This window comes from Streptomyces sp. NBC_00539 (assembly GCF_036346105.1).
In the GTDB taxonomy this organism is placed as follows: Bacteria; Actinomycetota; Actinomycetes; order Streptomycetales; family Streptomycetaceae; genus Streptomyces.
The window spans coordinates 956,682-971,791 of record NZ_CP107811.1; the positions used below are offsets into that span (position 1 = coordinate 956,682).

The 15,110-nt window shown below is 72.6% G+C and carries 14 protein-coding genes; 4 read left to right on the top strand and 10 right to left on the bottom strand.

Annotation, left to right across the window (positions count from 1 at the left end; translation table 11 throughout):
* Positions 1 to 509: 509 nt before the first annotated feature.
* Positions 510 to 1,994 carry an MFS transporter gene (locus OG861_RS04375; protein WP_329200323.1) on the bottom strand — a complete coding sequence of 495 codons (1,485 nt, stop codon included), beginning with the start codon at positions 1,992 to 1,994 and terminating at the stop codon, positions 510 to 512.
* A gap of 182 nt (positions 1,995 to 2,176) precedes the next feature.
* On the opposite strand from OG861_RS04375, the gene ctaD reads away from it, so the two are divergent.
* Positions 2,177 to 3,850 carry an aa3-type cytochrome oxidase subunit I gene (gene ctaD / locus OG861_RS04380; RefSeq protein WP_329200321.1) on the top strand — a complete coding sequence of 558 codons (1,674 nt, stop codon included), beginning with the start codon at positions 2,177 to 2,179 and terminating at the stop codon, positions 3,848 to 3,850.
* Positions 3,840 to 4,229, top strand: a complete 390-nt coding sequence (ctaF, locus tag OG861_RS04385; protein WP_330261275.1) for an aa3-type cytochrome oxidase subunit IV — start codon at positions 3,840 to 3,842, stop codon at positions 4,227 to 4,229. The genes ctaD and ctaF overlap by 11 nt, the downstream gene beginning before the upstream one ends.
* 8 nt (positions 4,230 to 4,237) lie before the next feature.
* On the opposite strand, the gene qcrB is transcribed toward ctaF, so the two are convergent.
* Positions 4,238 to 5,884: a cytochrome bc1 complex cytochrome b subunit gene (gene qcrB / locus OG861_RS04390; RefSeq protein ID WP_329200317.1), complete on the bottom strand. Its 1,647-nt coding sequence runs from the start codon at positions 5,882 to 5,884 to the stop codon at positions 4,238 to 4,240.
* 190 nt (positions 5,885 to 6,074) lie between these two features.
* Here qcrB and OG861_RS04395 point away from each other — a divergent pair, with 190 nt between their 5' ends.
* On the top strand, positions 6,075 to 6,596 hold the full coding sequence (locus OG861_RS04395) for a DUF1360 domain-containing protein (RefSeq protein WP_329200316.1): 522 nt from the start codon (positions 6,075 to 6,077) through the stop codon (positions 6,594 to 6,596).
* A gap of 9 nt (positions 6,597 to 6,605) precedes the next feature.
* On the opposite strand, the gene OG861_RS04400 is transcribed toward OG861_RS04395, so the two are convergent.
* From OG861_RS04400 to OG861_RS04415, 4 genes are all read right to left on the bottom strand, one after another.
* A complete protein-coding gene (locus OG861_RS04400; protein ID WP_329200315.1) occupies positions 6,606 to 7,148 on the bottom strand; it encodes an isochorismatase family cysteine hydrolase in 543 nt (180 codons plus the stop codon).
* Between the two features lie 316 nt (positions 7,149 to 7,464).
* Positions 7,465 to 8,307: a class II glutamine amidotransferase gene (locus OG861_RS04405; RefSeq protein ID WP_329200313.1), complete on the bottom strand. Its 843-nt coding sequence runs from the start codon at positions 8,305 to 8,307 to the stop codon at positions 7,465 to 7,467.
* 63 nt (positions 8,308 to 8,370) lie between these two features.
* Positions 8,371 to 9,384, bottom strand: coding sequence for an iron-containing redox enzyme family protein (locus tag OG861_RS04410; protein ID WP_330261276.1), 1,014 nt, complete (start codon positions 9,382 to 9,384; stop codon positions 8,371 to 8,373).
* Positions 9,381 to 10,157: a HemK2/MTQ2 family protein methyltransferase gene (locus OG861_RS04415; RefSeq protein WP_329200309.1), complete on the bottom strand. Its 777-nt coding sequence runs from the start codon at positions 10,155 to 10,157 to the stop codon at positions 9,381 to 9,383. The genes OG861_RS04410 and OG861_RS04415 overlap by 4 nt, the downstream gene beginning before the upstream one ends.
* Before the next feature lie 136 nt (positions 10,158 to 10,293).
* On the opposite strand from OG861_RS04415, the gene OG861_RS04420 reads away from it, so the two are divergent.
* Positions 10,294 to 11,478, top strand: a complete 1,185-nt coding sequence (locus OG861_RS04420) for a zinc-dependent alcohol dehydrogenase (RefSeq protein ID WP_329200307.1) — start codon at positions 10,294 to 10,296, stop codon at positions 11,476 to 11,478.
* Between the two features lie 67 nt (positions 11,479 to 11,545).
* Here OG861_RS04420 and OG861_RS04425 read toward each other — a convergent pair whose 3' ends face one another.
* The 4 genes from OG861_RS04425 to OG861_RS04440 form a co-directional block, all read right to left on the bottom strand.
* Positions 11,546 to 12,586, bottom strand: coding sequence for an NAD-dependent epimerase/dehydratase family protein (locus OG861_RS04425; RefSeq protein WP_329200306.1), 1,041 nt, complete (start codon positions 12,584 to 12,586; stop codon positions 11,546 to 11,548).
* Positions 12,583 to 13,281 carry an HAD family hydrolase gene (locus tag OG861_RS04430; protein ID WP_329200304.1) on the bottom strand — a complete coding sequence of 233 codons (699 nt, stop codon included), beginning with the start codon at positions 13,279 to 13,281 and terminating at the stop codon, positions 12,583 to 12,585. Before OG861_RS04430 ends, OG861_RS04425 begins: the two co-directional genes overlap by 4 nt.
* Before the next feature lie 70 nt (positions 13,282 to 13,351).
* Complete coding sequence (locus tag OG861_RS04435; protein WP_329200303.1) at positions 13,352 to 13,675, bottom strand: plasmid stabilization protein; 324 nt, start codon at positions 13,673 to 13,675, stop codon at positions 13,352 to 13,354.
* Between the two features lie 54 nt (positions 13,676 to 13,729).
* Complete coding sequence (locus OG861_RS04440) at positions 13,730 to 15,010, bottom strand: cytochrome P450 (protein WP_330261277.1); 1,281 nt, start codon at positions 15,008 to 15,010, stop codon at positions 13,730 to 13,732.
* Between the last annotated feature and the right edge of the window lie 100 nt (positions 15,011 to 15,110).

A 15,110-nucleotide genomic window follows, 5' to 3' on the forward strand; every position in this document is an offset into this window, starting at 1 on the left:
CGGGGGCTCCTGGGCGGGCGGCTGTTCGGCGGGCGACGGCGATTTCGGTGCGGGCCCGGGCGGCGGTTTCTCCCCGGGGCGTGCGGGGCGCGGGTCACGGGGTACCGCGCCGGGGCCGGGCGTGGGCCCGGGGCCCTCGGGCTCGGGGGTCTTGGGGTCGTGGCCCGGCGTGCCGGCGGCCCCCCGCGGGCCGGGCCCGTGCGCGCCCGCCCCCCGCGGGCCGGGCCCGTGCGCGCCCGCCTCGTGCGTCTCCGGCTCCCGGCCGGTCCGTAGTGGCTCCTTGGGCCGCTCCATGCGGTTCACCTCGGCTCTCCGTCTCGTGCGCGCGCCACTCCCTGTGGCCGACGCGTTCCCTCCGCTTGCCCGCGGACACGGTCCGCAACCGCACCGCCCGCTGGTCCCGACGTTCCGAGTAGACCCGGTCCGGGCGGTTTCCGCATGGTTTCGTACGTGACGCGGCCCCCGGACCGCATTGCGGCATCCGGGGGCCGGGGGGCGTACGGGGTTGCTCAGCCGCCCACCGGTCGGGCGACCGGGGCGGGCTCGGCCGCCCGCGCGGAGAGGGGGGTGGCGATCTGTTCCAGCGAGCGCCCCTCCGCGGCGACGGCGAAGAAGACCGCGACCACTCCGGCCGCCACCATCAAGGAGGCGCCCACGCAGAAGGCGATCACCGCGTCGCCCACCACCCCGCTGGAGGTCAGGTCGGCGAAGAGCAGCGGGCCGGAGATGCCGCCGGCCGCCGTGCCGACGGCATAGAAGAAGGCGATCGCCATGGCCCGCGTCTCCATCGGGAAGATCTCGCTGACGGTCAGGTAGGCCGAGCTGGCACCCGCGGAGGCGAAGAAGAGCACCACGCACCAGCAGGCGGTCATGGTCGCCGCGTTCAGCCGTCCCGCGTCGAAGAGCCACGCCGTCCCGAAGAGCAGCAGCCCCGAGAGGATGTATGTGCCCGCGATCATCGGGCGGCGTCCGACGGTGTCGAAGAGCCGTCCCAGGAGCAGGGGTCCGAGGAAGTTGCCGAAGGCGATGACGGCGAAGTAGTAGCCGGTGCGGCCCGACGGGACGTCGAAGAACTTGACCAGGATGCTGCCGAACCCGAAGGTGATCGCGTTGTACAGGAAGGCCTGGCCGATGAAGAGCGACAGTCCGAGGGCGGCCCGGCGGGGGTAGGACCGGAACACCGTTCTGGCGATCTCGCCGAAGCCGGTGCTGCGCCGCTGGGTGACGGTGATGGCCTCGCCCGGCTCCGGCAGCGGCTCGCCCTTCTCCTCCTCCACCCGCCGTTCGACTTCGGTGACGAGTTCCTCGGCCTCGGTCGCCTTGCCGTGGATGAACATCCACCGGGGGCTCTCGGGTACGTGGCGGCGCACCAGGAGGATCACCAGCCCGAGGACCACGCCCAGGGCGAAGGTCAGCCGCCAGCCCAGCCAGACCGGGAAGAGGCCGGTGTCGAGGGCGAGGACGGACAGCAGTGCCCCGGCGATCGCGCCGAGCCAGAAGGTGCCGTTGATGACGAGGTCGACGCGGCCGCGGTACTTGCTGGGGATCAGCTCGTCGATCGCGGAGTTGATCGCGGCGTATTCGCCGCCGATGCCGAAACCGGTGAGGAACCGGAAGACGAAGAACCACCAGGAGGAGAACGAGATCGCGGTCAGGGCGGTGGCCGCCAGGTAGACGCCGAGGGTGATGAGGAAGAGCCTCTTGCGCCCGAACAGGTCCGTCAGCCGTCCGAAGACGAGTGCGCCGGAACAGGCACCGGCCACGTACAGGGCCGCCGCCATGCCGGTGACCTGGGCGTCCGTGATGTCGAGCCCGCTGCCGCGCTCGGAGAGCCGGCTCGCGATGTTGCCGACGATGGTGACTTCGAGACCGTCCAGGATCCATACGGTTCCCAGCCCGATCACGATCATCCAGTGCCACCGCGACCAGGGCAGCCGGTCCAACCGCGCGGGGACCTTGGTGGTGACGGTCCCCTCTTCCACAAGATCAGCCATGACCCGGCGTCTGCCCTGCGTGTCCGGCCGTAAACCGACCGTAAAGGTTCGCGGCAGCCTGCACGGGCGACACGGCGCATCCTCCCTGGCGCGCCGCCGACCGTGACGGCCCGGCGGCCTGTAGGCAGACGTACGGCACGCGGGCCGCGGGTCCCCGCGCCGCGAGGCTCCCTGGAGGACGGATGACGTCGGTGGACCGCGCGCCGGATGTGGCGCCCCCGGATGACCGGCCCTCGGCCGGCACCGAACGGCGCACGCGTCACGGCACGGCCGTGCTGCGGTGGCTGTCGACCACCGACCACAAGGTGATCGGCGGTCTCTACCTCGTCACCGCGTTCGCGTTCTTCCTCTTCGCGGGCGTGCTCGCCATGATGATGCGCGCCGAACTGGCACGTCCCGGCATGCAGTTCATGTCGAACCAGCAGTACAACGAGCTGTTCACCATCCACGGCACGATCATGATGCTGCTGTTCGCGACGCCGACCTTCACCGGATTCGCCAACGCGCTAATGCCGTTGCAGATCGGCTCGCCCGATGTGGCCTTCCCCCGGATGAACGCCTTCACCTACTGGGTCTACCTCTTCGGTGGCCTGATGGTGCTGGGCGGATTCCTGACGGCGGACGGCCCGGCGGCCTTCGGCTGGTTCGCGTACGCACCGCTGAACGGCGCGGCGCACTCCCCCGGCACCGGGCCCGACCTGTGGGTCATGGGCTTGGCGGTGGCGGGGCTGAGCACGATCCTCGGTGCGGTGAACTTCATCGCCACCATCGTGTGTCTGCGTGCGCCGGGGATGACGCTGTTCCGGATGCCTATCTTCACCTGGAACGTCCTGTTCACCTCGATCCTGGCGCTGCTGGCCTTCCCGGTGCTCACCGCGACCCTGCTGGTCCTGGAGGCAGACCGCAGGTTCGGCGCGCACGTCTTCGAGGCCGCGAGCGGGGGCGCCCTGCTGTGGCAGCACCTCTTCTGGTTCTTCGGGCATCCGGAGGTGTACATCGTGGCCCTGCCGTTCTTCGGGGTGATCAGCGAGATCGTCCCGGTGTTCAGCAGGAAGCCGATGTTCGGCTACCAGGCCCTGATCGGTGCGACCATCGCCATCACGGGGCTGTCCGCGACGGTGTGGGCGCACCACATGTTCGCGACCGGCGCGGTGCTGCTGCCGTTCTTCTCCCTGCTCTCCTTCCTGATCGCCGTCCCGACGGGGGTGAAGTTCTTCAACTGGATCGGGACGATGTGGCACGGGTCGCTGTCCTTCGAGACGCCGATGCTGTGGTCCCTGGGCTTCCTCGTCACGTTCCTGCTCGGCGGCCTGTCCGGGGTGCTGGTCGCCTCGCCCCCGCTGGACTTCCACCTGACGGACAGCTACTTCGTCGTCGCACACCTGCACTACGTGCTCTTCGGGACGATCGTCTTCGCCACCTTCGCCGGGTTCTACTTCTGGTGGCCGAAGTTCACCGGCCTGATGCTGGACGAGCGGCTCGGAAAGATCCATTTCTGGACCCTGTTCACCGGTTTCCAGACGACGTTCCTGGTGCAGCACTGGCTCGGCGAGGCGGGCATGCCGCGCCGGTACGCGGACTACCTCGCAGGCGACGGTTTCACCGTCCTCAACTCCGTGTCCAGCGCGGGGTCGTTCCTGCTGGGGCTGTCGACCCTGCCCTTCCTCTACAACGTGTGGAAGACGCGGCGCCACGGTACGCCGGTCGGGGTGGACGATCCGTGGGGCTGGGGGCGTTCCCTGGAGTGGGCGACCGGTTGTCCTCCCCCGCGGCACAACTTCCACGCGCTGCCCCGGATCCGCTCGGAGTCCCCCGCCTTCGACCTGCACCACCCGGAGGTGCCCCGTGAAGGGTGAAGCCTGGCTGTTCACCGGTACGGCCGCGTTCTTCGCGGTGACGGCCGCCGTCTACGGATGGTTCTCCCCCGATCCGGCGGGGCGCGCCGCGCTGTGCGTGTCCTTCGGGATGTCGGCCCTGGTCGCCGCCTTCCTGTGGCGGCAGCGGGCTCGGGGCGGCGAGCGCCCTGAGGACCGTGGGGCGGCCGAGGTACGGGACACCGCCGGACGGCGGCTGTACTTCCCCGCCCGCAGCTTCGCCCCCGTCCTCACGGCTGCGGGCAGCGCGCTGATCGGGCTCGGCGTGGTCCAGGGCCTGTGGCTGTGCCTCGTGGGGTTCGGCGTGCTGCTGCCGGGGGTCCTCGGCTTCGCCTTCCAGGAGCTGGGCCACCCGGAGTAGGGCTGCCGTCACCCGTCCCGCGGCGGCGGTTGTTCCTGGTCGGGGCCGGCGAGGACCGCCGCGATCCGGCGGCGCTGCTCGGGGGTCGCCGGGTAGCGGATCCGGTCGCGGTAGTACCAGGCGCTGAGCGCGGTGCGCGTCCGCTCGGCGAGCCGCCGCGGAGCGGGGCCGGCGGGTTCCAGGGGCCGTGGCACGTCCCGTACGAGAACGGCGTGACGGGCGGGGCCGGGCAGCGCCGTGTGCTCCGGGTGGAAGCCGCCTTCCGGGCCCTGGGTCACCAGGCCGGTCTCCTCGCCCTCGTCCAGCAGTTCCCGTTCTCGCTCCTGCAGGGCCAGGCAGAGGCGTCTGGTCAGCCAGAACGCGGCCGCCGGTACGACGAAGAACCCGGCGCGCAGCACCCTGGTCACGCCCGCCACGGGGACGTCGAAGACGTAGGCGACGATGTCCTGGCCGCCCGCGAGGAGCAGCACGGCGTACCAGGAAAGGGCCGCCACGCCCAGGCCGGTGCGGACGGGCCGGTTGCGGGGCCGGTCGCACAGGTGCCGTTCGCCGGTCGGGCCGGTGACCCAGCGCTCGAAGTACGGGTAGCAGTACAGGACCGCGAAGAGCAGTCCGGGCAGGACCACCCCCGTCAGCAGGGGGTTCCAGGACACGGTGTGCCCCCACAGCCGGGTCTCCGCCCCGGGCATCAGGCGCAGCGCCCCCTCCAGGAATCCGACGTACCAGTCGGGCTGGGAGCCGGTGGAGACGATGTCGGAGCGGTAGGGGCCGTAGGCCCAGACGGGGTTGACCTGCGCGAGTGCGCCGAGCGCCGCGAGCAGGCCGAAGACCATGAAGAACAGGCCGCCGGACTTGGCGAGGTACTGGGGGAAGAAGGGCAGTCCGACGACGTTGCGGCCGGTCCTGCCGGGGCCGGGCCACTGGGTGTGCTTGAGGGTGAACACCAGCAGGAGGTGCACCGTGATCAGTCCCAGGAGCAGGCCGGGGACCAGCAGGACGTGCACCGGGTAGAGCCTGGGCACGATGTCGTGGCCCGGGAACTGGCCACCGAAGACGAACATGCCGAGGTAGCTGCCGGCCACGGGGACGGACAGGACGATGCCCTGGGCGATGCGCAGTCCGGTGCCGGAGAGCAGGTCGTCGGGGAGCGAGTAGCCGCAGAAGCCTTCCAGGAGCGAGAGCAGGAACAGGGTGACCCCGATCGTCCAGTTGGCCTCGCGCGGACGGCGGAAGGCGCCGGTCAGGAACACGCGCAGCATGTGGGCGCCGATCGCGGCGAGGAAGAGGATCGCCGCCCAGTGGTGGGTCTGGCGGATCAGCAGTCCGCCGCGCACGTCGAAGCTGATCCTGAGGGTGGAGAGGTAGGCCCGGGACATCGGGACCCCGCGCAGCGGAGCGTACGAACCCTGGTAGGGGCCCTCGCTCATCGAGGGCTCGAAGAAGAAGGTCAGGTAGACCCCGGTCAGCAGCAGGACGAGGAAGCCGTACAGCGCGAGTTCCCCGAGCAGGAACGACCAGTGGTCGGGGAACACCTTGCGCATCACCCCGCGCGCCAGCTCCCCCAGGGGCAGCCGGGCGTCCGCCTTGTGGAAGGCCCGCACCGCCGCGCGACGTGCCCGGTCGCGCAGCCGGGCCTTGCGCCGTGACCCCAGCACCCGGGGCACCTCCTGTCCGCGTGACCGGCACCGGGAGCCACTGTGCCGGGCCGGTCGGGCGGCGGACCGGACGGCGCGCCCGTACCGGGACCCGCAGTCACCTGGTCGCTGCCGGCGGACGGGGGCGTGGCGGGGGCGGCCCGGGGTAGGCGCCGACGGATACCACGTCCGCCCACGGAGGAGTCGTCCCATGGATCTCACCCAAGCCCTGAGCGGTGCCCGGCGCCGCGCGGACCGCGAGGAGCGCGCCTACGCGGGTGACGAGGAGCGGCCGCTCAAGGGGTATCTGGCGCTCATGGGGGCGTACGGCGCGGGCGTCGCGGGGCTCGTGGCCGCCGCCCGGGCCGCGCGCAGGCCGGTACCGCGGCTCTCCCCGTCCGACGTGCTGCTGCTCGGCGGCGCCACCCACTGGGTGGCGCACACCCTCGCGAAGGACCCCGTGACCAGCCCGTTGCGCGCTCCCTTCGCCCGCTACCGCGGTACTTCCGGACCGGCCGAGCTGGAGGAGGACGTCCGGGGTTCGGGGGTGCGGCACGCGGTCGGCGAGCTGCTGACCTGCCCGTTCTGTCTGGGGCTGTGGGTGACCACGGGGCTCGGCGCCGGATACGTGTTCGCGCCCGCCTTCACCCGGTTCGCGGTCGGTTCACTGGCGGCCCTGACGGGGGCGGACCTGCTCCAGCTGTGCCGCGCCCGGCTCCAGGACGGGGGGTGAGGGGGGCGCTCAGAGCGGGAGGTCCTCGGCGTCGGCGCTGCGGATGCGGGCGGACATGTTGACCTCCATCATCCGCAGGGCCGCCTCGGCGAGGTCCCGGTGCAGGTGCGCGACCGCGTCCCGTACGACGGTGACCCCGAGGTGGCGGATGTGGGCGTCCAGCGCGGAGTAGAGCACGCACTGCTCGGTCGCCTGCCCGCACAGGACCAGGTGGTCGACTTCGAGTTGCCCCAGCAGGTAGGCGAGCGGTGTCTCGAAGAAGATCGAGTGGCGGGCCTTGAGCACGAAGAGGGCGTCCTCGTCGGGGATGAGCGGTTTCACCAGGTCGGCGTGCGGTCCGTCGAGTGCGGTCTCCAGGATCTCCCCGTGGTGGGAGCGCCACTGGCCGAAGTTGTCGTTGACGTAGATGACGGGGGTGCGGCCGCGTCTGGCGCGCTCCAGGAGGAGCTGGATACGGGGCACGGCCTGGCGGGCGGAGGGCAGCAGCAGCTCCGCGTCGGCGTGCTCGTACCGGTTGATCATGTCGATGACGACGAGTGCGCTGCCTGTCATGTCGGGACCTCCCGTGCGTGCGCTGACCGTCCGGAGGCGCCCCTCCGGTCTTCGGCTGCTACCCGCCCCGCTCCCCGCGATGCCCGGCGCGACCACCCTCGCGCCGGGGTTTGTCCGGGCTGTGACGGGTCAGCCGCGAGGCAGGGCGTGCCGCGCGCCCCCGGCTCCCGCGGGGCGGCACGACCGGGCCGGCTTCGGCCACGGGGTGCAGGGCACGTACCTGCACGTGAGGGGAATCGCGCACACATGCGGCTGGTCCATGGCCCGTTGGGGGCGGTCCGCGGTGCGGCTCGGGGAGGGCCGGGGATGAACCGGCTCACGGAGGCTCGGGGATGAAGGGCAGGTACTCCTCCTCTTCCTCGCCGGTGGGGAGGACGACATAGCTCGCCTCGGGGAGTTCGTTCCACACGCCGGGCAGGTCACCCAGCGGTTCGGAGACCACCAGGCGGGTGTCGTCGGAGACCTTCCGCAGGTAGGGCAGCTCCGGGTACAGCTCGCGGACGGTGTCGGCCCTGCTGCTGTAGAACAGCGACCGTGACCTGCGCTGGCTGGAGTAGCGGAACGCCCACACCTTGTGCCCGTCGCTGACGGCGACCGTCATCTGGAGCGGGTCGTCGACGCCGTGTTCCTTGCCGAGGCGTTCGACCAGTCCGGCCATCCGGGCCACGGCGCCCGGCACGTCCTGGTCCAGGCCGAAGGTGACGGCCAGGTAGAACATGACCTCGGAGTCCGTGGAGCCCTCGATGGAGGGGAAGAGCGCCGGGTCGACGGCCATGTACAGGTCCCGCTGGAGCCTCTGGAAGTCGGTGATCGCCCCGTTGTGCATCCACAGCCACCGGCCGTGCCGGAAGGGATGGCAGTTGGTCTGCTGGACGGCCGAACCGGTCGAGGCGCGGACGTGGGCGAAGAAGAGCCGCGAGCTGACGTGGGCCGCCAGCTCGCGGAGGTTCTGGTTGTTCCAGGCCGGTCCGATGTCACGGAACACCGCCGGGGTGCCGTCCCCGTGCTCGCTGTACCAGCCGATGCCGAAGCCGTCGCCGTTCGTCGTCTCGACGCCCATCCGGGCGTGCAGGCTCTGGTTGATGAGCGAGTGCTCGGGACGGTAGAGGACGGTGTCGAGCAGGACCGGTGATCCCGAGTACGCGAGCCAGCGGCACATCGGCGGCACCCCTTTCAGCACATGGTTCGAGCCTAACGCGGCGGGCGGTGGCGGGCCCGGCGGTCACAGCGGTGTCCGCAGCGCGCTCGCCCCCCGTCGCCACCGCTCCAGCAGCAGGGCCCCGAGGCGGTCCTCCAGCAGGACGGTGGCGTCGGCGCCGAAGGCGATGTCGCCCTCCAGCGCGGGCTCGTCCTCCAGCAGGCCCGCGATGACCTCACGGCGTACGAGCTGCTCGTGGACGGCGTCGGCCTCGACGTGCTCGGCGTAGAAGTGCTCGGCGGCGGCCCCCGCGTCCAGGCGGCGCATCGCCGCCGCCATCCGGCGCGAGCCCGGTGAGGAGGTGACCTCGACGCAGGCGAAATGGCCCACGAGCGCTCCGCGCAGCGCCCGGTGCAGGCCGAACAGGGACATGAGGTTCACGGTCGCGAGGGCCTCGGCCGGGGCGGCGTCGAGGTAGTGGCCGTAGTCCGTGTCCAGCCCCAGGTCCGCCATCAGGCGGGCGAAGAGCTCGGCGTGCACGCGGTCGGCGTGTCCGGCGCCGAACTCGTCGTACTCGATGGCGACCATGGCGGCCTTCGCGCGCCCGCGCAGGCGCGGGATGACCCACACGTGGGGGTCGGCCTCCTTGAGGTGGTACAGGGAGCGCAGGGCGCAGTACTCGCGTACCTGCCCGAGTTCCCCCTCGTGCTCCAGGTAGCCGCTGACGCTGCCGGAGTGGTCGACCGGCTCCAGCAGCAGTTCGCCGAAGGCCTGGTCGACGGTGCGGCCGCCCGGCGCGTCGGCGCGCAGGGCGGCCAGGAAGCGCTGCTCCAGGGCGCCGCGCAGGGCGAGCAGCCCCGGGTCCCACTCGCGGCTGTCGTCGACCCCCTCGAAGCCCCGGTAGTGGAGTTCGTAGAGGAGGTAGAGGGCCAGGTGCAGGTCGTCCCCGTACGGGTCCGCGCCGTGGGCGGCGGCGGGGTCGGGGAGCGGGGCGGCCGGGTCGGGCAGGGCGGCGGCCACCGCTGCCGAGAGGGGGCCGCGCGGGGGCGGGAGCCGGCGGGCGGTGGACGGGTGGGGGCGGGTGGTGCTCGCCGTCACGGGTGGATCCTCCTCAGGGGCCGGTGGGCGTCGCGGGGTGCGCGGGCCCCGCGGGGTTCCGTGGTGTCGCGGAGCGGGTGGGTGCCGGGCGCGCCGGCGCGGATGACGACCAGTTCCTCCGTCGTCTCGTCCGGCCCCAGCAGGCCCTGTTCGCGCAGCCACGGCAGCCGGGAGCGCAGCACCGGGCCGAAGGGGATGCGGGTCCGGTCCACGACCTCGGCCCGCATCCCGGCGGCGGTCAGCCGTTGCAGCGTCCTGTCGGTGCCGCACAGGGCCGAGTGGACCATCAGCAGGGTGCCGTGCGGCTTGAGCAGGGCGGGGGCGGTGGAGCAGATGCGGTCCACGATCTCGCGCCCGTCGTTGCCCGCGTCCCAGGCGCGGGCGGGCCCACGGGCGGGCAGCCCCGGGTCCGGGGCGGGTACGTAGGGCGGGTTGCTGATGACCAGGTCGAAGGTGCCCAGAGCCTCGGCGGTCGCCACGCTCCCCCGGCGGACGGTGACCGGCTGCCGCATCCGCAGGGCGTTCAGGCGTACGGTCAGAGCGGCGCGCCAGGAGATGTCCACCGCGGTCACCCGGGCGCCCCGGCGCGCCGCGTACAGGGCCAGCGCGCCGCTGCCGGTGCAGACGTCCAGGACGTCCATGCCCGGTGCGACCTCGCTCCCCACGGCTTCGGCCAGGAGGCAGGTGTCCTCCTGGGGGGCGTAGACCCCGGGAAGGGTCCACAGGCGGGCGAATTCATGGCGCGCCCGTGGGAATCCGAGGCTCAGCGACATCCAGCACCTCCGTGGTCGGTCGGTCATCGGGCGGCTACCCCGTCCCGGGCACACCACACGTACCTGCAGGTGTGCGGCCGCGTGAGGTGGGGAGGCGCCGGGGAGAGCAGTCCACTTCTTCGACGGAGGCGAGACCATGCGCGCATTGACCTGGCAGGGCACGCGGGACGTGCGGGTGGAGACCGTTCCGGATCCCGGGATCAAGGACCCGACGGACATCGTCGTCAAAGTGACGTCCACCGGTATCTGCGGCTCCGACCTTCACCTCTACGGGGTCCTCGGGCCGTTCCTGGAACCGGGGGACATCCTCGGCCACGAGGCGATGGGCCTGGTCGAGGAGGTGGGCGCGGACGTGAAGACGCTGCGGCGCGGCGACCGGGTGGTCGTCCCGTTCAACGTCTCCTGCGGCGACTGCTTCATGTGCGACCAGGGCCTCCACTCGCAGTGCGAGACCACCCAGGTCCGGGAGTACGACAAGGGCGCCTCGCTGTTCGGCTACACCAAGCTCTACGGTCAGGTGCCCGGCGGGCAGGCGCAGTACGTGCGGGTGCCGTTCGGTGACAGGCTGCCGGTGAAGGTGCCCGAAGGGCCGCCGGACGAGCGTTTCGTGTACCTGTCCGACGTCCTGCCGACGGCCTGGCAGGCGGTGGAGTACGCGGCCGTCCCGCCGGGCGGCAGCGTCGCCGTCCTCGGTCTGGGGCCGATCGGGCAGATGGCCGCCCGGATCGCCCTGCACCGTGGGGCCCGGCTGGTCATCGGCGTGGACCTGGTGCCGGCCCGGCTGGAGCGGGCCAGGTCGTCCGGGGTGCACGCGCTGGACCTCAAGGAACACGGCAAGCAGCTGGTGGGGGCCGTCCGCGACCTCACCGACGGCAGGGGCCCGGACTCCGTGATCGACGCGGTGGGCATGGAGGCCCACGGCGCTCCGCTGGCGTCCGCCGCGCAGCGCTTCACGGGGCTGCTGCCGGACGCCGTGGCGCGGCCGCTGATGGAGCGGGCCGGGGTGGACCGGCTGACGGCCCTGCACACCGCGATCGACCTGGTGCGCCGGGGCGGCACCGTCTCCGTGTCGGGCGTCTACGGCGGCGCGGCCGACCCGATGCCGCTGCTGACCATGTTCGACAAGCAGATCCAGCTGAGGATGGGGCAGGCCAACGTGAGGGCCTGGGTGGACGACATCCTGCCGCTGCTGGAGGACTCCGACCCGCTGGGCGTCGAGGGCTTCGCCACGCACACCATGCCGCTCGACGAGGCGCCCCGGGCGTACGCCATGTTCCAGGCCAAGGAAGACGGCATGATCAAGACCCTGCTGCAGCCCTGAACGGGCCCGGAGGGTCTCCGGGGGTCTCCGGGGGTCTCAGGGGGTCTCCGGGGCGCCCCGGACGGGCCTACGAGGCGAGGGGCGCGGTGGCCATCCCCGCGCCGTCCCGCAGGCCCGCGAGGAACTCCTGCACCGCCTCCAGCGCGGTGTACCGGGGCTCCCAGCCCAGTTCCGCGCGGGCCCGGGAGCTGTCCAGCAGCGGAAGCCGCAGCACCGCGTCGAACAGGTCGGGGGACGCCGGTACGGCGCGCAGCCGCCAGGCGGCGGAGAGCGCGGCCCTGACCGGGGCGGCGGGCATCCGTACGACCCGCGCCTTGAAGAGCGCCGCCAGCCGCTCCGCGTCCAGCGGGGGTTCGGCGGCGAGGTTGAACGCCCCTCGGACGGGCCGGGTGACCGCGGCGGCATAGGCGGCCGCGGCGTCGTCGGTGTGCAGCGCCTGGAGACGCAGGCCGGGGAGGTCGGGGACGACCGGGATCAGGCCCGGCCGGACCAGCCGGCCGGGCAGCAGCCGGCCCGCGAAGATCCTGCGCTGTTCGGAGGCGGCTTCCCGCTTGAACAGGAACGCGGGGCGCATCCGGACGACGCGGATGCCGGGGTGGGCGCCCTCGTAGGCGTCCAGGACCCGCTCCAGGTACGACTTCTCCCGGGTGTACGCGGCCTGCGGCCAGCCGTGGGTGGGCCAGGTCTCGTCCACGGCGCGGTCCTTGGGGCCGGGCGAGTACGCGCCGACCGACGAGGCGTGGACCAGTGCGGGCACACCCGCGGCGGCGACGGCCTCGAACACGCGGATGCTGCCGAGGACGTTGGTGCGCCAGGTCTCGGCGGGGTCGTGCGTGGGCTGGAACTTCCAGGCCAGGTGGACCACGGCGGCCGCGCCCTCGAAGAGCGGGACGAGGTCGGCGCCGCCGGGTTCGACGTTCACGGCACGCCACTCGGTGGCCTCCGGCCGCCAGGCGGGGAGCCTGCGTGCCAGTCCGAGGACGGAGCCCACCGCGGGGTCGTCCACGAGGGCCCGCACCACGCTCGTGCCGACGTTGCCGGTGGCGCCGACCACGACGACGCGCAGGCCGGCCGCAGGTCCGGATCCGGCTGGGGGTGTCGAGGTCATGCCCGTCCCCTTCCCGCGCTGGGCTGCGCTTGCGGTACCCCGGCGAACGGACTGTCGTCCAGCCGGGCGAGCAGCTCGGCCGGGTCCGCGTACACCGCGCGGGCCCCGGCCTCCTCCAGGTCGCGGCGGGCGATGCCGCCGCACAGCAGGCCCACGCAGGCCACCTCGGCCCGTGTCGCCGCCTTCATGTCCCACACGCTGTCGCCGACGAACACGGAGGCGTGGGCGGGCGCGTCGGCGAGGTCGAGTGCGTGGTGCACCGGGTCGGGCGCCGGTTTGCCCTCGCTGACGTCGTCGGCGCTCGCGGTGGCGGTGATGGCGTCGTCCGCTCCGATCGCCCGCCGCAGCGCCTCCAGTTCGGTGCTTCCGGCCGAGGTGACCAGCACCACCCGCCACCCGCGCCCGTCGAGGGTGCGCAGCAGTTCGGCGGCGGAGGCGAAACCGGGAAGCCGGTCGAAGTAGGTCCCGTAGAGGGTGTCGTGGGCGGCCTTCAGCGCGTCGTCCTGGCCGGTGTCCCGGTCGTCGCCGAGCAGGTGGGCGATCAGGTCCTCACCGGGGAGGCCGATCGCACGGTGCACGGCGTGCATCGGCACGTCGTGACCGGCCTGCCGCAGCGCTTCCCACCACGAGGTCACATGAAGGTGATTGGTGTCGACCAGCGTGCCGTCGACATCGAACAGGGCGGCGCGGTTCATAGGTTTCCTCCCGTACGGCCGGTGTCCCGGGCGCGGTGTGGGCGGTCGGCGACCGGGACCCGGCCGGGGTTCACTTGCCCAGCTTCTCCTTGAGTTCGGCCTTGTTCATGGACGAGCGTCCGTGCAGGTTCTTGCGCTTGGCCTCCGCGTAGAGCTGGTCGTACGTGGGCCCCTGCGCGCCGGTGTGGGAGTGCCGGCCGCCGCGCTCTGAGGAGGACATGTCCTCCAGGGAGGTCTTGCTCGCCGTCTTCGACTCCCCCGCCCGTGCCCGTTCCTTGTTGACGGTGCGGGCGGCGATCTCCTTGGCGCGCTCGGCGCTCTCGCCGCGCTCCTGCGCGCTCTCCTTGATGTGCTCGTACTGCCGCTCGCGCTTGGGACTGGATCCGCGGGGCATGGTCACTCCTTCGTTGGCATCCGTTTTCCGTGTGCGTTCTCGTGGTTTCCGGCTTCACCGGTGCGGGGCCCGCGGGCCCCGGGACGGCACTCCGTCGGCGCGGACCGCCGTACGCGCGCGTGCGACGACGAAACCGCTGCGCGGCCGGGTCGGTATGCGGTGGAGCGGGATCGTCAGGTCCTGTTCCGGGACCTCGCATTCCAGCGCGACGAGTGCGCCCACGATGGCCGTCAGCAGCTCGACGGCGATGTCCTCGCCCGGGCAGCGGTGCCCGGTACGGGCGTCGCCGCCGCCCTGCGGTACGAGGTCGTTCGGCGGCGGTTCGCGGCCGACGAAACGGCAGGGGTCGAAGTCGCAGGGGCCGGGCCACACGTCCGGATCGTGGTTGCGCCCGTACAGGTCCAGCAGGAGGAGACTGCCCTGGGGGACCTCCGTGTCCCGCCATCGCAGGTCGCGGGCGGCGAGGCCGCCGACGAAGGGTGCGAACGGGTAGAAGCGGCGCACTTCGTGGGCGAAGGCCCGGGCGTACGTCCCGTCGTCCCCGCGCAGCCGCTCCCTGTGGACGGGGGCGCTGTGCAGGGCGTGCGCGGCGAAGACCGCGAACCAGGACAGGGCCACCGTGGGGCGGATGATGTTGAGCAGTTCCACCGCTGCGGTGTGCGCGTCCAGCAGGTGGCCGTCGGCGTCGCGGTGCCAGGCGACCACGGTCAGGGGAGAACGGGGCCGGCCGTCGGACGCGACCGGGGCTGCGGCCCCGCGCAGCTCCGTCACCGCGCGGCCCAGGGCCCGCTCCTGCCGCGCCCGGGCGCGGCGCGCCTTCCAGTGGCGGGGGCCGGCCGTGGCGAAGCCGTCGACCGTGGCCACGCAGTCCTCGGACAGGGAGCGCGAGGCTCCCTCGGAGAGGGGCAGGCCCACCCAGTCGCACACGGCTCCGGCGAGGACGGCGGCCACTTCGTCGAACAGGACCACCTCGCGCCCCTGCCAGCCCGCCACCGCGCGCGGCCAGCGCGCGGTGAAGCGTTCGGTGAGCGCGGCGATGCCGCCCTCGGTCATGAGGAGCGAGACGAACATGTCCTTGCGGACGCGGTGGCGGACTCCGTCGAGGGTGTGCACCGCGCCCCGGCCGAACAGCGTGTCGAGGACGGGCCCGGGGAGGGCGCCCTCCCGCAGGACGCGCTCGTCGTCGTAGAAGAACTCCACCGATCCGGGCCCGTCGAGGACGACCGTGCGCCGGCCCATGAGCCGGGTGACGACCGGTCCCTCGCCGGCGCGCTCCTGCAGACCGGGCAGCCAGGCGTAGCCGCGGGCCAGCAGTGAGGCGGTGCTGTCGATCACGGAAGTGAACATACGCGGCGCCTACCCGCTGCGCCGCCCGGCACTCCCTCTGTTCGGGTGGGGCGCGGCGTGCGGAGGCGGCCGCCCGGGGTAGGTGGAG